Origin of the sequence: Streptomyces sp. NPDC017676, assembly GCF_044329325.1 — a bacterium.
GTDB lineage: Bacteria > Actinomycetota > Actinomycetes > Streptomycetales > Streptomycetaceae > Streptomyces.
Genome location: NZ_JBIRJA010000006.1, coordinates 170831 through 190726 on the forward strand (window position 1 = coordinate 170831; position 19896 = coordinate 190726).

The 19896-nt window shown below is 73.2% G+C and carries 16 protein-coding genes; 9 read left to right on the top strand and 7 right to left on the bottom strand.

The window, feature by feature from the left end:
• The first annotated feature begins 261 nt into the window (after positions 1–261).
• Positions 262–1827 (top strand): GMC family oxidoreductase N-terminal domain-containing protein, encoded by a 1566-nt coding sequence (locus ACH4LD_RS15210; protein WP_398055166.1) that lies wholly within the window; start codon positions 262–264, stop codon positions 1825–1827.
• Positions 1828–2558: 731 nt separating this feature from the next.
• On the top strand, positions 2559–5192 hold the full coding sequence (locus tag ACH4LD_RS15215; protein ID WP_398055349.1) for a SpoIIE family protein phosphatase: 2634 nt from the start codon (positions 2559–2561) through the stop codon (positions 5190–5192).
• Positions 5193–5218: 26 nt separating this feature from the next.
• On the opposite strand, the gene ACH4LD_RS15220 is transcribed toward ACH4LD_RS15215, so the two are convergent.
• Positions 5219–5947, bottom strand: a complete 729-nt coding sequence (locus tag ACH4LD_RS15220; protein ID WP_132784416.1) for an SDR family oxidoreductase — start codon at positions 5945–5947, stop codon at positions 5219–5221.
• A gap of 199 nt (positions 5948–6146) precedes the next feature.
• Here ACH4LD_RS15220 and ACH4LD_RS15225 point away from each other — a divergent pair, with 199 nt between their 5' ends.
• Positions 6147–7169, top strand: coding sequence for a LacI family DNA-binding transcriptional regulator (locus ACH4LD_RS15225; protein WP_132784417.1), 1023 nt, complete (start codon positions 6147–6149; stop codon positions 7167–7169).
• Positions 7170–7248: 79 nt separating this feature from the next.
• Here ACH4LD_RS15225 and ACH4LD_RS15230 read toward each other — a convergent pair whose 3' ends face one another.
• The 4 genes from ACH4LD_RS15230 to ACH4LD_RS15245 form a co-directional block, all read right to left on the bottom strand.
• Positions 7249–7581: a DUF3140 domain-containing protein gene (locus ACH4LD_RS15230; protein WP_132784418.1), complete on the bottom strand. Its 333-nt coding sequence runs from the start codon at positions 7579–7581 to the stop codon at positions 7249–7251.
• A 6-nt stretch (positions 7582–7587) separates the two neighbouring features.
• The gene (locus ACH4LD_RS15235) at positions 7588–7815 is read right to left on the bottom strand and encodes a DUF2945 domain-containing protein (protein ID WP_398055167.1); all 228 of its coding nucleotides are present in this window, start codon (positions 7813–7815) and stop codon (positions 7588–7590) included.
• A gap of 87 nt (positions 7816–7902) precedes the next feature.
• A complete protein-coding gene (locus ACH4LD_RS15240; protein WP_398055168.1) occupies positions 7903–8793 on the bottom strand; it encodes an SDR family oxidoreductase in 891 nt (296 codons plus the stop codon).
• Entirely contained in the window at positions 8790–9626 is an 837-nt protein-coding gene (locus ACH4LD_RS15245; RefSeq protein WP_398055169.1) for a DUF1990 domain-containing protein, read from the bottom strand. The genes ACH4LD_RS15240 and ACH4LD_RS15245 overlap by 4 nt, the downstream gene beginning before the upstream one ends.
• Positions 9627–9739: 113 nt before the next feature.
• Here ACH4LD_RS15245 and ACH4LD_RS15250 point away from each other — a divergent pair, with 113 nt between their 5' ends.
• The 6 genes from ACH4LD_RS15250 to ACH4LD_RS15275 all read left to right on the top strand — a co-directional run bounded on the left by ACH4LD_RS15250 (position 9740) and on the right by ACH4LD_RS15275 (position 16537).
• The gene (locus tag ACH4LD_RS15250; RefSeq protein ID WP_398055170.1) at positions 9740–9964 is read left to right on the top strand and encodes a hypothetical protein; all 225 of its coding nucleotides are present in this window, start codon (positions 9740–9742) and stop codon (positions 9962–9964) included.
• Positions 9948–10679 carry a DUF1990 family protein gene (locus ACH4LD_RS15255; protein WP_398055171.1) on the top strand — a complete coding sequence of 244 codons (732 nt, stop codon included), beginning with the start codon at positions 9948–9950 and terminating at the stop codon, positions 10677–10679. The genes ACH4LD_RS15250 and ACH4LD_RS15255 overlap by 17 nt, the downstream gene beginning before the upstream one ends.
• A gap of 283 nt (positions 10680–10962) precedes the next feature.
• The gene (locus ACH4LD_RS15260; protein ID WP_398055172.1) at positions 10963–12090 is read left to right on the top strand and encodes a cellulose binding domain-containing protein; all 1128 of its coding nucleotides are present in this window, start codon (positions 10963–10965) and stop codon (positions 12088–12090) included.
• 157 nt (positions 12091–12247) lie between these two features.
• The gene (locus ACH4LD_RS15265; protein ID WP_398055173.1) at positions 12248–14431 is read left to right on the top strand and encodes a glycoside hydrolase family 3 N-terminal domain-containing protein; all 2184 of its coding nucleotides are present in this window, start codon (positions 12248–12250) and stop codon (positions 14429–14431) included.
• Positions 14432–14774: 343 nt separating this feature from the next.
• The gene (locus ACH4LD_RS15270; protein WP_398055175.1) at positions 14775–15863 is read left to right on the top strand and encodes a lytic polysaccharide monooxygenase; all 1089 of its coding nucleotides are present in this window, start codon (positions 14775–14777) and stop codon (positions 15861–15863) included.
• 113 nt (positions 15864–15976) lie between these two features.
• Positions 15977–16537, top strand: coding sequence for a DUF664 domain-containing protein (locus ACH4LD_RS15275; protein WP_207928293.1), 561 nt, complete (start codon positions 15977–15979; stop codon positions 16535–16537).
• A gap of 73 nt (positions 16538–16610) precedes the next feature.
• On the opposite strand, the gene ACH4LD_RS15280 is transcribed toward ACH4LD_RS15275, so the two are convergent.
• Together ACH4LD_RS15280 and ACH4LD_RS15285 are read right to left on the bottom strand one after the other, a co-directional pair.
• The gene (locus ACH4LD_RS15280; RefSeq protein WP_398055176.1) at positions 16611–18794 is read right to left on the bottom strand and encodes an FUSC family protein; all 2184 of its coding nucleotides are present in this window, start codon (positions 18792–18794) and stop codon (positions 16611–16613) included.
• Positions 18795–18872: 78 nt separating this feature from the next.
• Positions 18873–19742, bottom strand: a complete 870-nt coding sequence (locus tag ACH4LD_RS15285; RefSeq protein WP_398055177.1) for an alpha/beta hydrolase family protein — start codon at positions 19740–19742, stop codon at positions 18873–18875.
• Positions 19743–19896: the final 154 nt, after the last annotated feature.

Below are 19896 nucleotides of genomic sequence, written 5' to 3' on the forward strand. Positions count from 1 at the left end.
GGATCCGCACGCCCGGACCCCACACCCTCGGGGTCCGCATCCCCGGAGCCCGCGCCCCCGGGATCCGCACGCCCGGACCCCACACCCTCGGGGTCCGCATCCCCGGAGCCCGCGCCCTCGGGGTCCGCATCCCCGGAGCCCGCGCCCTCGGGGTCCGCATCCCCGGAGCCCGCGCCCTCGGGCCCCACGCCCACAGGGCTCACGCCCCCAGGATCCGCCCGCCCGGAGTCGAAGCCCCCGGGATCCGCACCCTCGGACCCCATGCCTTCGCATCCCGTGCCCCCGAGCCCCACTCCCTCGCCGACCACGTCGTCCGGGCCCCCGCCCGCGGACCCCCCGCTCGACTGCACGCCCTCCTCCGGATGGCCCACGCGGTCCACCGCCGACGCGGTCGTCGTGGGATCGGGGGCGGGTGGCGCGATGGCCGCGCGGACGCTCGCCGCCGCCGGGATGCGCGTGGTCGTCGTCGAGGAGGGCGAGCACCACTCCACCGCGTCGTTCGGCCGTCGGGCGCCGCTCGACCGCTTCACGAGCCTGTACCGGGACGGCGGCGCGACCGTCGCCGTGGGGAGTCCCCCGCTGGTGCTGCCCGTGGGCCGTGCGGTCGGCGGTACGACCGTCGTCAACTCGGGCACGTGCTACCGGACACCGGAACACGTGGTCTCCCGCTGGCTCAGCCGGTACGGGTTCGCAGCCGCCGAGGGCTTCGCCGCGTGCCTGGACGAGGTCGAACGCGTTCTGCGGGTGGCACCGCAGCCGCTGGACGTCCTCGGCGCCAACGGGCGGCTCGCCCTGGCCGGGGCCCGGGAACTCGGCTGGACCGCCGCACCCCTGCGGCGCAACGCCCCCGGCTGCCGGGGCTCCTGCCAGTGTGTCGTCGGCTGCCCCACCGGCGCCAAGCAGAGCGTCCAGCTGTCCGTGCTTCCCGAGGCGTGCGCGGCCGGCACGCGCATTGTGACGGGCGCTCGGGTACGGCGGATCCTCACCGACCGCGACGGGCCGGGCGGTCCACGGGCCGCCGGGGTGCTCGCCCGCCGTCCGGACGGCAGCGAACTGGAGATCCTCAGCCCCTTGGTCGTGGTCGCCGCCGGTGCCCTCCACACCCCGCCGCTGCTGCGCCGCTCCGGCCTGGGCGGGCACCCGCGGCTCGGCCGCAACCTCAGCGTGCACCCCGCCATCAGCGTCGCGGGCCGCTTCGGCCGTCCGGTCACCGCCTGGCAGGGCGTCCTGCAGAGCGTCGGCGTGGAGCACCTGCGGGCCGACGGCATCCTGATCGAGGCGACCGCGGCGCCGCCGGGCATGAGTTCCTTCGTGCCGCCGGGGATCGGCCGTGAGCTGCGGCGGGAACTCGAACAGGCGGACCGGCTGGCGACGCTCGGCGCCATGATCGCCGACCGCCCGTCGGGCCGTGTCCTCGGCCGTGACCGCCCGCTGCCGTGCTACCGCCTCGCGGCGCGTGACGCCGGCCGGCTGCTGCGGGCCCAACGGGCCATGGGGCGTCTGCTGTTCGCCGCCGGCGCCGAGGAGGTGCTGACGGGCGTCCCCCGGGCCCCGCGCGCCCGCACCCCTGCCGAGCTGGAGGCCCTGCTCGACACGGTCAGCGCGCGCCACCTGCACCTCTCCGCGTTCCACCCCACCGGTACGGCGGCGGCCGGCGCCGACCCCGAGTGGTCGCCGACCGACCCGGAGGGGTGGTTGCGCGGTGTACACGGCGTACTGATCGCCGACGGTTCCGTCCTGCCGAGCTGTCCGGAGGTGAACCCTCAGCTGAGCATCATGGCCGCCGCCCTGGCCGTGACCCGCCGTTTCGTGACACGCGCCGGATGACGGTCCCCGGCCGACGGGCGGCGCGCCCGACGCTCGGCCCGGGGTGCCCACGAGCCTGGCCGGCGAGACCCGGCAGGGCACGGGCCGCCCGGCCCTCGATCCCCGCGCCGCCCGTGACACGCCCCCTGCCCCGCCCGCACGCATCGGCGACCACCCCACAGGCCGGGCGTCCGCCGACTCGGCCGGGCACGCGCCCCTCTCATCCATCGAGGTCCACACCGGGCGGAGTACCGGCCGCCCCGACACACAGGCCCAGCCGTCCGCCGATCCGACACGCCATGCGCCGGCGACCACCCCACAGGCCAGGCGTCCGCCCACCTCGGCTCGGCACGCGCCCACCGCATCCATCGACGACCACACCCGTCGCAATAGCCACCCCCCGACACACAGACACAGCCATCCGCCCACCCGACACCCGTTCCCCGGCGACCACCCCCACAGGCCAGGCGTCCGCCCAGGCCGCCCAGGCACACACACCCGGCCATCCGCCCACCCCGGCACCGTATGTGCCCGCCCCCACCCATCGGCGGGCACACCGGTCGCCTAGCATGCGGGCGCAGTGCTAGAAAAGGGAGATGAGCGGACGTTCCCGCTGGCCATGGGCGAGCGCGGCGCCGCCGCCCGGCTCACGGGGGGCTTCCGGTCCGGCCCGTGGCCGTGGGCTCTGGCCGCCACGCAGACGCCGTCTTTCGCCGTCCCTGAGCGTCCGCACGCTCGCCGCGCAGGTGTTCGTGCTACAGGCGCTGATCATGCTGGTGCTGGTCGCGGCGGGAGCCGCCGCCCTGGTGGTGCAGGGCCGGTACGACGCCCAGCGCACCGCCGAGGACCGTTCCCTGGCCGTGGCCGAGGCGTTCGCGCACGCACCCGGAACGGCGGACGCGCTGCGGTCGCCGGACCCGGCGGCCCGGTTGCAGCCGGCGACGGAGCAGGTGCAGAAGGGTTCCGGCGTCGACTTCGTCAGCGTCCTCGACCGGCGCGGAGTCCGGATCACCGACACCGATCCCACCCTGATCGGCACGGAGGCCGAGGGCGTCGGCCGGGCCGCCATGGGCGAGATGTACACCGAGACGTTCCACGGCCGGCCCGGCGACGCCGTGCGGGCGGTCGTACCGGTGACGGACCCCGGCAGGCGCGTGGTCGGCATCGTCACCGCCGGGATCAAGTACAGCAACGTCGGCCAGGTGCTGAACCAGCAGCTGCCGATGCTGCTCGGCATGGCGGCGGGGGCGCTGCTGCTGGCGACCGGGGGCACGGCGCTGGTCAGCCGCCGGCTGCTGCGGCAGACCCACGGTCTCGGGCCGGCCGAGATGACCCGGATGTACGAGCACCACGACGCCGTGCTGCACGCGGTGCGCGAGGGCGTGCTGATCGTCGGCGGCGACGGGTGCGTGGTGCTGGCCAACGACGAGGCACGCCGGCTGCTGGGCCTGCCCGGGGACGCCGACCAGCGGCATGTGCGGGAGCTGGGGCTGGGGCCGGGTCTGGCGCGGCTGCTGCTGTCGGGTGAGACGGCCTCCGACGAGGTCGTCCCGGCCGGGAACCGGCTGCTGGCGGTGAACACCCGGCCCACCGCCCCGTACGGCGGCGCCCAGGGACTGGTCGCCACCTTCCGTGACACCACGGAGCTGAGGGCGCTCTCCGGGCAGGCCGAGGTGGCACGGAGCCGGCTCTCGTTCCTGTACGAGGCGGGCGTGCGGATCGGCACGACACTCGACGTACGGCGTACGGCGGAGGAGTTGACCGAGGTGGCAGTCCCCCGCATGGCCGACTTCGTCACCGTGGAACTCCTCGACTCCGTGCTGCGCGGTGAGGAGCCCACGAGCGCGGTCCGCGAGATGCGCCGTACCGCGCTGCGGGCCGCACAGGGCGGTCACCCCTTGCAGGCGGTGGGCGAGGTGATCCGGTTGATGGTGGCCGACACGCCGATGGCGGCGGCGCTGCGCCGGGGCAAGGCGGTCCTGGTCCCGGACCTGCACTCCGCCGGGGACTGGCGGGCGCAGGACCCCGAGGGGGCGCGGCGGGCGCTGGACTACGGCATCCACTCGCTGATCACGGTGCCGCTCCGGGCGCGCGGAGTGGTCCTCGGCATGGTCAACTTCTGGCGTGGTGCGGGCTCCCCCGGGTTCGAGGAGGAGGACGTCGCCGTGGCCGAGGAGCTGGTGGCCCGCGCCGCCGTCGCCATCGACAACGCGCGCCGGTACTCCCGTGAGCACGCGCTCGCCGTGACGCTGCAACGCAACCTGCTGCCGCTGGGCCTGCCGGACCAGGACGCGCTGGAGATCGCCTCGCGTTATCTGCCGGCGGAGTCCGGCGTGGGCGGCGACTGGTTCGACGTCATCCCGCTGCCGGGCTTCCGGGTGGCGCTGGTCGTCGGGGACATCGTGGGACACGGGCTCCAGGCCGCGGTCACCATGGGGCGGTTGCGCACGGCCGTGCTGAACTTCTCCTCGCTGGACCTGGCGCCGGACGAACTGCTCGGACATCTGGACGAGATGGTGACCCGGCTGGACACGCAGAGCGCGACCGCCGCCGACGACGACCAGGTACCGCTGACCGGTGCCACCTGCCTCTACGCCATCTACGACCCGGTCGGCGGGCACTGCACCCTCTCCCGCGCCGGGCACCTGGCACCCGCCGTGGTGGATCCGCAGGGCAGGGTGTCCTTCCCCGACCTCCCGCTGTCGCCGCCGCTGGGGGTGGGCGGTCATCCCTTCGAGGCCGGGGAGCTGGAGCTGCCCGAGGGCAGCCGTCTCGTGCTGTTCACCGACGGGCTGATCGAGAACCGTGGACGGGACGTCGACGAGGGCCTGGCGCTGCTGTCCTCGGCCATCGCCGACGCGGACCGGACACCGGAGGAGACCTGCCGCGCCCTCGTGGAGACGATGCTGCCCGGGCATCCCAGTGACGACGTGGCGCTGCTGGTCGCCCGGACCCGGCTGCACGACCCGGCGTGCGTCGCGACCTGGGACGTCCCCTTCGACGCGGAGGCCGTGCCCCGGGTGCGCGGCGAGGCGAGCCGGCGGCTCGCCGACTGGGGGCTGGAGGAGACGGCGTTCGGCACGGAGCTGATCCTCAGCGAACTGCTGACCAACGCGATCCGCTACGGCGCTCCGCCGGTACGGGTGAGGCTGCTGCTGGGCCGCACCCTGGTGTGCGAGGTGGCGGACGGCAGCAACACCTCACCGCGGCTGCGGCGCGCGGCCGGCACCGACGAGGGGGGCCGCGGTCTGTTCCTGGTGTCCCAGTTCGCGGACATGTGGGGTACGCGCTACGCGGCGAGGGGCAAGGTCATCTGGGCGGAGCAGCGACTGGAGGGTGCCCCGGAACCGGACCCTTCGGCCCTCCTGGACGTCCTGGGCATCTGACGTCCAGGTCCGGCACCGGGGGTGGGTCAGGAGAGCCAGTCCTCGTAGCGGGTGGGGGCGAGACGGGCGTGCGGGTCGGTGAGCACGTCTCCCTTGACGACGGCGAACATCCCGGCGGTGGGATCGGTGACGACGCTGCGGTTGTCGCCCTTGCGGGACAGGGTCATGCGGCCCAGCTCGTCCAGGGTGAAGACCTCGGGGCCGGCGATGTTGCGCGTGCCGTTCAGCGGGGCGCCCATGGCGGCCTCCGCCACCGCGTCGGCCACGTCCTTGGCGGCGATCGGCTGGATCGGCGTGGCGGGCAGCCGGACGGTGTCGCCGTCGCTGGTCCAGGACAGGACGTCGTCCATGAACTCCATGAACTGTGTGGCCCGGACGATCGAGTACGGGACGGGACCGGCCGCGAGGATGTTCTCCTGGAGCACCTTGGCCCGGTAGTAGTCCAGCTCCGGCACCTGGTCCACGCCGACGATCGAGAGGATCACGATGTGGCCGACGCCGCCCTTGCGGGCCGAGGCCAGAAGGTTGTCCATCGAGGTCTGGAAGAAGGCCAGGGAGGCCGCGTCGAAGGTCGGGGAGTTCGTCGTGTTGACCACCACATCGGCTCCCGCCACGGCCGCGTCCAGCCCCGCGCCGCTGATGACGTCGACCCCGGTGGAGTGCGAGTGCGGCACCGCCTCGTGCCCGGCGGCCTCCAGATTCCTGACGACCTGCGACCCGATGAGCCCGGTACCGCCGATGACTGCGACCTTCATGACGCACCTTTCGTCAGGATCTACCGAAATCGGGATCAACCGAAATATGACATATGCGCCACCGAGGAGCGCGGGATGGGGCGGCGGGCGCGGCAAGGGACGACCGGTCACGGCGCCCGCCCGGCAGCCCGTTCGAAACTTTCCGTGGGCCCGCCGTCGCCGGGCCCGTAATATCGGTGATCTCTTGGGGGAGGTGGTCATGGGCAAGCGGCGCCCTGGCTCGCCGACGCTGGAGGAGGTGGCCGCTCACGCCGGAGTGGGCCGGGGCACGGTCTCCCGCGTCGTCAACAACGCGGCGGGCGTGAAGGAGTCGACACGCCGGGCCGTGCAGCAGGCCATCGCGGAACTGGGCTACGTGCCCAATCTGGCGGCCCGTTCCCTCGCCGGGCGACGGGCCGACGCGGTCGCGCTCGTCATGACGGAGCCGGACTGGCGGAAGTTCGCGGAGCCGTTCTTCTCCGAGATCGTCCGTTCGCTGGGCGACGCCCTGACCGACACGGGGATGCAGTTGCTGCTGACCCTGGTCCGCTCGGACACCGAGCGGGAGCGCTTCCTGGAGTACGCACGCGGCGGCCGGGTCGACGGGGTGCTGGTGATGTCCGTGCACGCCGACGATCCGCTGCCCGACATGCTCGCCGAGGCCCGGCTGCCGACCGTCCTGCTGGGCCGCCGTTCGGCCGACGAGCACGTCAGCTACGTCGACGCGGACAACGTCGGCGGCGCCCGCAGCGCGGTCACCCATCTGCTGGACAAGGGCCGGCGGACGATCGCCACGATCACCGGGCCGCTCGACATGTACGTCACCCGCTGCCGCCTGCGCGGCTACCGCGAAGCCCTGGCCCACGCCGGGCTGGACGCCCCGCCGTCCTGGGTCGCGGAGGGCGATTTCACCGCGGAGAGCGGCCGGCGCGCCATGGCCCGGCTGATCGAGCGGCACCCGGAGATCGACGGTGTGCTCGCCGCCTCGGACACCACCGCCGCCGGCGCCCTCGACGCGCTGCGCGCGGCGGGACGCCGGGTGCCGCAGGACGTCGCCGTCATCGGTTTCGACGACTTCCCGCTGGCCGAGCGGACCGAGCCGCGGCTGACCACGGTGCGGCAGCCGCTGGAGGAGATCGGGCGGGCCATGGTGCGGCTGCTCCTGGAGGAGCTGGAGGAGTCGTCCGTGGCGTGGCGGCATGTGATCCTCCGTACGGAGCTGGTGGTGCGCGAGTCGGCCTAGGCGCACTGCTGCCGTGCCCAGGGCGGCCGGTCGTACCGGGCGAGCGTCGGGCTGCGCCGTCCCGTCCGGCGGGTCGCCGTCACGCCAGCGGATCGTGGCCCCAGTTCATCAGGGAGTGCCGCCATTTCGTTGCGCGTACGTCGCCGGAGGGCCGCTGTGCCAGATGCCGGCGGATGTAGCCGACGACCTTGCGCATGTGGCGGTAGTCGTCGTCGGAGAGGTCGCCCTTCTTCGTCCGCAGGATCTCCACGATCCGGCGGCCGGAGGCGTGGCCGGTGGATTCGCCTCCGTCCTTGTGCTGTCCGGCATCGCGTGACCGGTCGGTGGCGAGCCACTCCTCCAGTCCCGCCGGTGTCATGTTCACCAGCTCACGGAACGCCTCGCGCACCTCTTGACGCTCGTCGTCGTCCACGTCGGCTCACTTCTTCTTCAGCGCGGACGGCTTGTGCACCGCGGTCCTGCCGGACTTCGCGCTGCGTACCTGGTACTGCGGGTCGTCCGGCGAGGCGTCCACCGTGCGGCCCGCGGCCTCGGTCCGATCGGTGATCTCCTTTTCCACCTCGCCCTCGGTCCGGCTCCCGTGACTGCGCCAGGTGACGTGATCACCCTTCTTCAACGCCTTGCCCGCTTCGCTCTTCTTCGCCATGCCGCCTCTCCCTTGGCACCTTGTCGGCGGTCTGCTCCCCCTCTTCCAGCCTGGGGGTTCCCGGCGGAGACCGCGACGCGGGGCGGGTCAGCCCGGTCGCCCGTCGTCTGAGGCCGCGGCGCGGTCGGCCCGCCCGCCGGCGCCCAGGCTGCCCGTGGCACGCAGCGGCCACCCGGCGTCCCAGCGGGGCAGATCGTGGCGGGCCAGCCGTAGTACCACGGGCGGCAGGGCCCAGCGCAGGGGCTGGACGAGACGCAGCCACGCCGGAACATAGACAGCGGTACGGCGGCGCTCGACGGCGCGCGCCAGCCGGGCGGCGACCACGTCGGCCGGATGAATGGTCCGAACGCCGGGGGGCATGCGCACGCGCAGTCGGTGCAGGGCCGTGAAGCCCTCGGCTTCGCGGATCATGTCGGTGTCCGCCCAGGCGGGATAGGCGATGCCCACCGCGACCCCCTCGTGCGCCACCTCGGCCTGGAGGGAGTGGGCGAAGGCTTCCGCACCTGTCTTGGAAGCGCAGTAGGCGCTCATCATCGGGGTGGCGCCGAGGGACGCGAGCGACGCCATCTGCAGGAAGTAGCCCGCCGTCGCCGTCAGATCGGGCAGGAACGCCCGGGCCGTGTGGGCGCTGCCGGTCAGGTTCACGTCGATGACGCGGCGCCATGAGGCGGGGTCCGACGTCGCGAAAGGGCCTCCTTGGGCGATTCCCGCGTTCGCCACGACCACCGACGGCCGACCGAGGTGACCGCGGACCCGGGCTGCCGCATCGTCCAGCGCGGAGTGGTCCGTGACGTCGACCTCGACCGCCAGCGCCGCGGTGGGCAGGGATGCCGCCAAGGCGTCCAGTTCAGGCCCCTCATGGCCGAGCAGCGCCAGGCGCGCCCCGCGCCGGGCCAGTTCGCGCGCCAGCGCCGCGCCCAGCCCGCGTGCCGCTCCGGTGATCACGACGGTCCGGTCCTGGAGCGCGCCGGCCCTCACCTGTCGTCCCTTCGCCGGGCGGCCCGGCTCGCGCCCGGCCCACCGGATGCCTCCGCCGACGACGGCTCCGGGCCCGGCGCGCCGCCCGGAGAGTTCCTCCCGGCAGGGGCCGGCGGGCGTACCGGCGCCCTTTCCGGCAGGTCGAGCCGGCGGGTGGAGATGTGCACGCCGTCGACCGGCCGGCCCCCCGACATGGCGGCGGCGGCCAGGCAGAAGCGGACCCACATGTTGAGCTGGATCTCCTTCGCCAGGCGCAGGTGCGAGTACAGGAGGTGCACCAAGCGGTTGCCGGGGCATGCCCAGAGCTCGATCTCGAACACCAGCAGGCCGTCTTCCTCTCGTGCGCGGAACTGCACCTGACCGGCCTCCATGTGACCGCGCAGGGTCACCAGGTGCAGACGGTCGACGTCGCGGTGAACGACCTTGACGGGCCCGTTCCACGGCCCTGGCATCTCCACCAGCAGTTCGTCCCCGACGTCCAGACCGTGGTCGCGGAGCTCACCGGTGCGGATGTTCACCACCTCGGAAGGCACGAAGCGCTTGAAGTCGCAGCAGACCCGTTCGATGAGCCGGTCGGGTCCGACGTCGGCCCCGGTGATGCGCACCCGGAAGTGGCGGTGGAACAGGGGGCCGCAACCGTCCTGGGCCCGTTGCACCCCGCTGTCGACCGCTTCGGCCGGCAGCGGCGGCGGAAGGTCCCTCTCGTCACCCCGGCACTCGCCGCCTCGATGCAGGGGCGTCGTCTCCCACAGATAGCGCCATGTGACCAGGCCCGTGCCCAGCAGCCACCGTGCGAGCGCGGCCAGGATCCGCGGGCAGTGTGAGCGCGTCATCCGTGCCCCCTGGATCGATAAGAAGTCATTAATCACATCAAACTGTTTATAACCGCCAGAAGGGGTACCCAAAACGGACTATCGACGCGAGCAAGAGATCTGGGAGGCGCCCCATGGTGGTCCGGCTCCTGCACCGCGCAGGGGTGCGGAGTTCTCATCTGCACCTCGTCTCGCTCGCCTCCGTCGGTCTGTGCGTGACGCTGTGGGTGCGCGCGAAGACCGTCGACCAGGAGGAGCGGGGGAACGCCGAGCGGCGCGCACTCTTCGTCGGGCTGTGGCCGCCGACACTGTGGCTGATCGGCGACTCGCTCGAAGGTCCGAGTGAGCCCCTTGGGTGACTGGACCTTCGGACGGCTCGACGCCACACAGGTGTGGCGGGACCTCGCGGACGCACGCGTGAACTACTCGGCCGACGAGGTGCGCCGACCGTCCTGGAACATCGACGTCCACCGCACCGCGCTGCCGACGGAGCGACCGGGCCCGCCGGAACCGGGAGGCCCGTGGGAACAGGCCTGCCGTCTGGTCCGCGACTACGAGTTCTCGCCGCCGGAGATCGTGCGAGCGCTCTACGACCCCGCCGCGCCACTGCTCGGCCGGGACATGCTGCTGGAGGCACGCTTCCACGGCATCCACTTCTACTGCGGTGTGCGCGTCACCGAGGTGGCGGACGAGACCCGCGACGGGACGGAGCGCGTCTGGGGATGGGCCTACGAGACCCTGGAGGGCCACCTGGAACGCGGCCAGGCCACCTACGAGGTGGTGAAGCGGCAGGACACCGGTGAGGTGCTGTTCGTGGTCACGTGCCATTCGCAGGGCGCCCCGACTCTGGGCCCGATCACCCTCCTCGGGTGGCGCCTGTTCGGCCGCCGCACCCAACTGCGGTTCTACCGCAGGTGTGCCGCACGGCTGCGCCTGTTCGTCGAGGCCGCGTTGCACGGCCAGGACCCGCTGCCCGGCCCTCCCCCCGCAGTCGGGCGTCTGGTGTGCGCGCCCTCCGACACGAGAACGCACCGCTTGGACGCGCTGGCGATCCACCGGGTCGCCCCGGGCTGAGAGGGCCGGCCTGAATGTCGTGACGACGGACCCCGGGGGCGGTCCGGCCCATGCATTGCGGGACCGCATCTTCGGGAGCGCTCCCAGAAATTGGGGGCCGTCCCAACAGGGGGGCCTTGACGTGCGATTTCGAGACTTCTTCGACACTCACCCTGCGCGGAGCCTTGTCAGGGACATGAACTCTCCCTACAGTCCCTGCCCAACGGAGGGAATGGGAGCGCTCCCATTCGGCTGTGCCCGGGAGCGCTCCCGAACTCCCCTCACCGTCATGGAGAGGACCCGCATGCGACCGTACAAGCACCCTGTCCGTGGAGCGCGCGGCCTGCTGGGCGCACTGCTCACCGCGCTCGCCGCCCTGGCGGCGCTGCTCACCGTCGCTCCCGCGGCCCAGGCCGACACCACGATCTGCGAACAGTACGGCTCGACGACGATCCAGGACCGCTACGTCGTCCAGAACAACCGCTGGGGCACCGGTGAGACCCAGTGCATCGGCGTCACGGACTCCGGGTTCCGCGTCACCCAGGCCGACGGCTCGGTGCCGACGAACGGCGCCCCGAAGTCCTACCCGTCCGTCTACAACGGCTGTCACTACACCAACTGCTCGCCCGGGACGAACCTTCCGGCCCGGCTCAGCAGCATCTCCCGCGCGCCCACCAGCATCTCCTACGGCTATGTGAGCAACGCGGTGTACGACGCCGCGTACGACATCTGGCTCGACCCCACGCCCCGCACCGACGGCGTCAACAAGACCGAGATCATGGTGTGGTTCAACAAGGTGGGCCCCATCCAGCCGGTGGGCTCGCAGGTCGGCACCGCGACCGTCGCCGGGCGTCAGTGGCAGGTGTGGTCCGGCAACAACGGCGGCAACGACGTGCTGTCCTTCGTCGCGCCGTCGGCGATCACCAGCTGGAGCTTCGACGTCATGGACTTCGTCCGACAGGCGGTCTCCCGCGGGCTCGCGCAGGACAGCTGGTACCTGACCAGCGTGCAGGCGGGCTTCGAGCCCTGGCAGAACGGCGCCGGCCTGGCCGTGACCTCTTTCTCCTCCACCGTCGACACCGGCAGCGGCGGCCCCGGCGGCCCCGGGAGCCCGGCGGCCTGCAAGGTGGCGTACGGGACCAACGTCTGGCAGGGCGGCTTCACCGCCGAGGTCACCGTCACCAACACCGGCTCCTCCCCCGTCAGCGGCTGGCAGCTCGCCTTCACCCTGCCCGCGGGGCAGCGGATCACCAGCGCCTGGGGCGCCGGCGTGACGCCGTCCTCGGGGGCGGTCACGGCGAGCTCCCTCGCCTACAACGCGCAGATCCCGCCCGGCGGTCAGGTGTCCTTCGGGTTCCAGGGCAGCTACGGCGGCACGTTCGCCAAGCCCTCCGGGTTCAGCCTGAACGGGGCCGCCTGCACCATCGCGTGACCCGCGCACCCGGCGCACCGCCCGCGTGACCCACCCACCCGCTCCGGGACCCGCTCGTCCCGCACCCGACGATCGGGCGGGTCCCGGCTCCACCCCGCCCCCGGCCCCACCGCAGCGCCGCCCCGCTCCCGGACCGCTCCAGGAAAGGCCCGCCCGCATGAGCCTCCCGCTCGCCCGCCGCCGCCCGGTGACGGCCCTGGCCGTGTGTGCCGCGGTCCTGGCCCTCACCGCGTCCGCGGCCGCACCGGAGCCCGTCGCCGCCTCCCCGGCCGCGGTCCTGCCGTACCAGGACCCGTCCTCCCCCGTGCCGGACCGCGTCACCGATCTGCTGGCGCGGATGACCCTGGACGACAAGCTCGGCCAGATGACGCAGATCGAGAAGGACGCCCTCGTCCCGCAGTCCGACCTCGCCGCCCACCGCATCGGCTCCGTGCTCTCCGGCGGCGACTCGACCGTCAGCCCCAACAACGCCCAGACCTGGGCGGACACCTACGACTCGCTCCAGCGCACGGCCCTGACGACTCCGCTCGGCATTCCGATGATCTACGGCATCGACGCGGTGCACGGCCACAACGCGGTGCGCGGGGCCACGCTCTTCCCGCACAACATCGGCCTCGGCGCCACCCGTGACCCCGCGCTCGTCCAGCGGATCGGGCGGGCGGTGGCCGAGGAGGTGTCGGGCACCGGGATCGACTGGGACTTCGCGCCGTGCCTGTGCGTGGCCCGCGACGACCGGTGGGGCCGTACCTATGAGTCGTACGGCGAGAGCCCCGAACTGCCCGCCTCCCTCACCACGTTCATCACCGGGCTGCAGGGCGAGACCCTGGGCGGCGGGCCGGCGCCCGTGCTGGCCACCGCCAAGCACTACCTCGGCGACGGCGGCACGGCCGGCGGTGTGGACCAGGGCGACACCAAGCTGTCCGAGGCCGAACTGCGCGCCGTCCACCTGCCCCCGTTCAGGGAGGCGGTGCGCCGTGGCGTGGGCGCGGTGATGCTCTCGTACAGCAGCTGGAACGGGGTCAGGTCCCACGCGAACAAGTACCTGGTGACCGACCTGCTGAAGGGCGAACTCGGCTTCGGCGGGTTCGTGGTGTCCGACTGGGCCGCCGTCGACCAGCTCGACGGGCAGAGCGGCTTCACCGGCGCCGAGATCAGTACGGCCGTCAACGCGGGCGTCGACATGGTGATGGTCCCCCATGACTACGGGAAGTTCCTCACCCTGCTGCGCGCCGAGGTCACCGCGGGCCGCGTCCCGCAGTCCCGGATCGACGACGCCAACCGGCGCATCCTGACCAAGAAGTTCCAACTCGGCCTGTTCGAGCGGCCGTTCACCGACCGTTCGTACACCGCCACGGTCGGTTCTGCCGCGCACCGGGAGCTGGCCCGGCAGGCGGTGCGCGCCTCGCAGGTGCTGCTGAAGAACGCGGGCGGTGTGCTGCCCCTGCCGAAGTCGGCCAAGCTGTTCGTCGCGGGCAGGTCCGCCGACGACATCGGCAACCAGAGCGGCGGCTGGACCGTCGGCTGGCAGGGGCGCAGTGGTCCCGTCACGGACGGCACCACGGTCCTGCGGGGCATCCGGGCCGCCGTCACCGACCCGTCCCGGGTCACCTACGACCGGTACGGCAACGGCATCGACTCCTCTTACCGCGCCGCGGTCGCCGTGGTCGGCGAGACCCCGTACGCCGAGGGCCGGGGCGACCGGCCGGGCGGCCTCGGGCTGGACCAGGAGGACCTGGCAACCCTCGCCCGGCTGAAGGCGAGCGGGGTGCCGGTCGTCGTGGTCCTCGTCTCCGGCCGTCCGCTCGACGTCTCCGCCCAGCTGCCCGACTGGAAGGCGCTGCTGGCCGCCTGGCTGCCCGGCACGGAGGGGGCCGGTGTGTCCGACGTCCTGTTCGGCGACTACGCGCCCACCGGCAAGCTGCCGGTGAGCTGGCCGCGGACCTCCGCGCAGGAACCGGTCAACGACGGTGACGGCAAGGACCCGCTCTTTCCGTACGGGTACGGGCTGACGTACTCCGGTGCCGGCCCCACGTCCCCGCCGGCGCCCGGCGCGTGCACCGCGCGGTTCCGCACCACCTCCTCCTGGCAAGGCGGTCACCAGGCGGAGGTGACGGTCGAGAACACCGGCTCCGCCGCGCTGACGGGCTGGTCCGTGGACTGGGACCTGGGCGGCTCCCGCGTCACCAGCCTCTGGAACGGCTCCCTGGCCACGGCCGACGGCCGGGCCACCGTCCGCAACGCCGCCTTCAACGGCTCCCTGCAGCCCGGTGCCACCACATCGTTCGGCTTCACCGCGGAAGGCACCGCAGGCACACCCGACCCGCACTGCGCCGGGAGCTGAGCGGGCGCCCGTCCACCGCCCCTGCCCTGTACCACCCGCAGCCCCGCACGAGGAGGACCCATGACACACCCCACCCGCCGGACACCCGCGCACCGGCCGAGACCGGGGCGCCGACGGCACCGGGCGGCCTCGCTGGGCGCGATGTTCGCCACCCTGGCACTGGGTCTGGCCGGGCAGCTCACCGCGCACCCCGCCGCCGGGACCGGTGCCGGCGACGCGTTCGCCGGCGACCGCACCGGCATGCCCCACACCCACACCCACGCCCCGGCGGTCCCGGCGTACTCCGGTACGGCGCCCGCCCGGGGTTTACCGCCCGTCTGATCCGAATCGGAAGGAGCTGAACGTGGCTCGACGCAACAGACTGATGTCGGTGGCAGCGGCTCTGTCGACGCTGCTGGCGGCACTCGCCCTCACCCTCCTGGGGCAGACCAGCGCCCAGGCGCACGGGGTGGCGATGCTGCCCGGATCCCGCACCTACCTGTGCTACCTGGACGCGCACACGACGACCGGCGGCCTCGACCCGACCAACCCGGCGTGCCGGGACGCGCTGGCCAAGAGCGGTGCGACGGCGCTGTACAACTGGTTCGCCGTGCTCGACTCCAACGCCGGTGGCCGGGGCGCGGGTTATGTCCCGGACGGCACGCTGTGCAGTGCGGGTGACCGGTCGCCGTACGATTTCCGCGCCTACAACGCGGCCCGCTCGGACTGGCCGCGCACCCATCTGACCAGCGGGGCGACGATCCAGGCGCAGTACAGCAACTGGGCGGCGCACCCGGGTGACTTCCGGGTCTACGTCACCAAGCAGGGCTGGTCGCCGACCTCCGCCCTGCGCTGGGCCGACCTCGATCTGATCCAGACGGTCACCAATCCGCCGCAGACAGGGTCGCCGGGCACCGACGGCGGCCACTACTACTGGGACCTGAAGCTGCCCTCCGGGCGGTCCGGTGACGCCCTGCTGTTCATCCAGTGGGTGCGGTCGGACAGCCAGGAGAACTTCTTCTCCTGCTCGGACATCGTCTTCGACGGCGGCCACGGCGAGGTCACGGGCATCCGCACCTCCGGCGGTACCCCGACGCCCACGCCCACGCCGACTCCCACGGATCCGCACACCGGTTCCTGCATGGCCGCGTACTCCGTGGTGAACTCCTGGAGCGGTGGCTTCCAGGCCTCCGTCGAGGTCATGAACCACGGCACGGCGCCGCTCGACGGGTGGGCCGTGGCCTGGCAGCCCGGGGCGGGCACCAAGATCAGCAGCCTGTGGAACGGCACGCTGTCCACCGGTACCGACGGCACGGTCACGGTCCGCAACGTGGACCACAACCGGGTCGTGCCCGCCGACGGCAGTGTCACCTTCGGCTTCACCGCCACGTCGACCGGCAACAACGTCCCCGCCGGTTCCATCGGCTGCGTCACGGCACAAGGCACCACCTGACGCATCCGGCGCCCGCCGCCTCCCCGGCCGGTTCCGGGGAGGCGGCGGGCGCGCCGGGAGAGGCATGACCCGACGCCGGCGGACGCGGGCCCTGTCGGACGACCATGGCACGCATGACTGAGCAACCCGCACGCTGGAGCCAGGCAACCGTCCACCCCGACATGTGGGTCGACCCCGCGGACGATCCCCGGCACAGCGAAGGAGCCGGTCCGGAGGGCGAGCCGGCGACGCTGGAGGACTTCCTGACGGGGTACCGCACCACGCTGCTGATGAAGTGCGAGGGCCTGGACCCCGAGCAGCTGGCCCGCCGGTCGGTACCGCCGTCGACCATGTCGCTGCTCGGCCTGCTGCGCCACCTCGCGGAGGTGGAGCGGGACTGGCGCGGCTGGATCAGCGACGGTGACCCGCTGCCGAAGCTGTACGGCGAGCCGGACGGGGACTTCCACGGGGCGGTCGCCGAGCAGGCCGTGGTCGACGCCGCGTATGCCGATCTGGCGCGCGAGCAGGCCGCGACCGACGCGGCGCTGGCCGAGCACCCGGATCTGGCTGAGCGGCTGGGGAAGGACAGGATCGCGGTGCGCGAGCTGCTGGTGCACAGGATCGAGGAGTACGCCCGTCACTGCGGACACGCCGATCTGCTGCGCGAGTGCGTCGACGGACGGGTGGGTCAGTGAGCGGGGCTGTCCTCGGCCGGTGAGGTCCCGGGGGCGTGCGGGCCGACTCATCCCCCTGCACCAGGGGCCGGGCTCAGGAGGTGCCGGCTGTCGTCCTCGCCGACGCGTGCCACGGGACGGCGTACGTGATGCGTGTCAGGTCGGTCATGAGGGAGTCCAGCCATGCCACGGTCGCGTAGTACCGGCGGGGGGCGCCGGGCGGCTCGGCGGTGAGGCCGGGCAGGGTCGGATCGATCAGCGGTGTCGCCGCGACGGGGGTGTCGTCCCCCGGGTCCAGCGCGGCCGAGACCAGCAGCATCCGGCCCGCCACCCGCTCCCCCAGCATGCCGGCCGACTGGGCCGCCGCCGGGCTCAGCGGGGTGAGCGGCGGCTCCAGCAGCCGTGCCGAGCCCCACAGGGTGTGGTGCCCGGCGATCAGCGTCGCCTGCCAGTCCACGGCGGGCGGCCGCACCCGGCGGCCACTGCCTCCGAAGGGCGGCGTCGGCTCGCTCTGCACCTGTGCGTACGCGGACTCCGCGAGGACGATGGCACGTTGCAGGCAGCGGTGGTGGGGCGCCCTGGACAGCGGGGGCGACACCGTGCCGCACGCCACCGAGGCACTGGTGGCCACGACGATCTCCGCGGCCCTGCGCAGCAGATCGGCCGCCGTCCGGCGCAGTTCCTCGTGGCCGCCCCGGGGCCAGGCCAGCACGCCGAAGACCGCGCCGATCGCACTGCCGATGAGCACGTTCAGCACGCGGACCTCCGCCAGCCGCCAGGTCGGCGGCGCCAGCTGCGCGAAGACCAGCGCCACGAGCACGGTGAACAGTCCCTGCGCCCATCCGACGCCCCTGACCGGCCCCACCGTGAAGCCGAGCAGCATCCACAGCGGCAGGAGGACGGCGTACACGGTGGTGTCGGAACCCACGAAGATCAGGACACCGGCGCTCAGCAGGGCCCCGGCCAGCGTGCCCGCCAGCGCCAGACGGATGGTGCTCCAGGTCTCGCCCATGGTGGTGCGGGTCAGGGTGAGGGTCGCCAGCATCGCCCAGAAGCCGTGCGGCAGGGTGTCCACCCCGGCGACCAGCCGGGCCGCCGTCAGGGCCAGGGCGATGCGCACGGCGTTCTGGAAGAACACCGAGCGGCGCCCGGCATGGCCGCGCAGCCGGTGCCACCACAGGACGGGGGCCCTGGTGGTGGCGTACCAGAACCGGCCGGGCTGCAGTTCCACCGAGGCGTTCCTGCCCCGCACCGCCAGATCGGCCGCCGCGCCCATGGCCAGCGCCGCGTCGGCGATCTCCAGCACGGCGGCGTGGCAGCGCAGGACGGCGGGCGGGAGGCAGTCGTCGGCCGGGGTGGCAGGGAGCCCCGCGGACACGGCGGACAGGTCGGCGCGTGCCGCGGTCAGCTCCTTGTGCTGTGCCGCGGGGGACGTCCCGGCCCGCAGACAGCTCGTGGTCGCCGTGGCCATGCGCGCCACCGCCCGCAGTACGGCGGTCACCTCGGGTGCCGGGCCGTGGTGCGGCAGGGCGGGCAGCTCGGCCAGCCTGCCGAGCAGCGTACGGGTGGCCAGGCCGGTGTGGGCGAGGGCACGGGCGCGCACCCCGGGCCCCGCCGGCCGCTCCGCCTCGGGCACGCTGAGCGACCGCAGCGACTGGCTCACGTCCTGGGCCGCCAGGATGTCGGTGCCGGCGAGGGTGTCCCGGTGTGCCGCGAGCTTCGCCGCGCACCGCTCGGCGACCGCCGCCGCCCGGGCGACCCGCTCCCGGTACGACGCCGGGGCGGGCTCCGGGAAGAGCAGGGCCTCGGCCGCGACGAAGAGGGCCAGCCCCGTCGTCGTACCGATCAGCCGATCACCGAGCGAGCCGGGGTCGTACGGCGGGAAGGAGGGGAGGATGTAGAGGAGTTGGAGGCCCGGCGCCGCGCCCGCCGGGCGGGGTCCGCCGACGGCGGCGAAGGCCAGCGTGAAGCCGACCACCAGCATGCCGACGACCGCGCTCCAGGTCCGCACCGACAGATAGGTGCCGGCGGCCACCAGCACCCAGCACACCGGCAGCAGCCGCGTCATCACGGCCGCGCGCTGCCGCCCGGTACCGGGGATCCTGGCCAGTCCGCCGAGTGCGACCACGGTGAACAGCGCGTAGGTCGCCGCCACGGGGCGGTCGAAGCCGTAGCGGAAGGCGTAGAAGCCGGCCGCGGCCACGAGTGTCACGCGCAGGGCACGAAGACCGGAGGCGGCGTAGGCCTCCCGGAGCCGCGCACCTCGCTCACCCCACATTCCTACAGGATCACCCACCACGGGGCATCCGGCACCTCGCTGGGCAGGCGGCGGCACGTGGGGTAACCGGCTCAGGTGTCAGCCGAGGTGCTGCTGGAAGAAGGCGGCCGCCTCCCTGCCGACTCGGAGGCGGACAGCCGGGTCGGCGGGTTCGGGGGCGAAGAAGTCGTCGTGGCGGACGTCGGGGCCGGCCGAGCTGCCACTCGCAGTGGGGATGTGCTCCAGGTACGGCCTGGTGTCGACGTCGTACGGGTTGACCGTGTCTGCTCCGCCCCAGCGGATGCCCACGGGCACCCGCACGGTTGCCAGGCTTTCCGGGGTCACGAGAGCGCCGACTCCGGGGGCCACCAGGAAGACCGCCCGCACTCGGGGATCCGAGAGGTCCGCTGCGGCGGCGTCCAGCGCACCTCGGGACCACTCGTCCAGCGGATGCTTCTTCCGCAGCGCCTGCAACGCGCCGGGGAACTCGGGGATCTCCGGCAGAGGGACCGTTCCCGTCAGTACGGCCCACACGATCCGCGGATCGATACGGGCCCCCGCAAGGGCCGCCGCCGTGTAGCCGCCGAGGGAGAAACCCGCCACACCGACCGGACCGAGCAGCTGTTCCCGGGCGAGTGCTTCGAGGGCGAAGGAGACGTCCCGGGGCCGTTCCCACACGTGCAGAAAGCCCTCCGGCTCGTAGCCGTCGACGTAGTTGTTGCCGTGGTGATCAAGGGCGACGACCCGGAAGCCCGCCTCGTGCAGCGGTCGTACCAGCCATTCCATGTCGCCGCCCGAGCCTCCGGTGCCGTGGGAGACGACGACCAGCGGAGCGGGTGCGGCGTGCGGGCGGCTCGGCTCCCACAGGTAAAGACGGACAGGGCGCGGGCGAGTCGGATCCCGCAGGTCATATCGGAACTTGTCGTGCAGGACACGTATCAGCGGCTGTCCCTGTCCGGAGATCGTCATGGCGACATCGTAGGGAGGCCGCCCCGGCACGGGCGCGGCTGTGGGGGGTGCTCCCCACTGCGCCCCGACCTCCGCGCCCCTCCCCGCCCTGACCGGCGCCCGCGGGCAGCCGCAGGAACCGCGGCATAGGGGCCGCAAGAACAAAGGCAAGGAG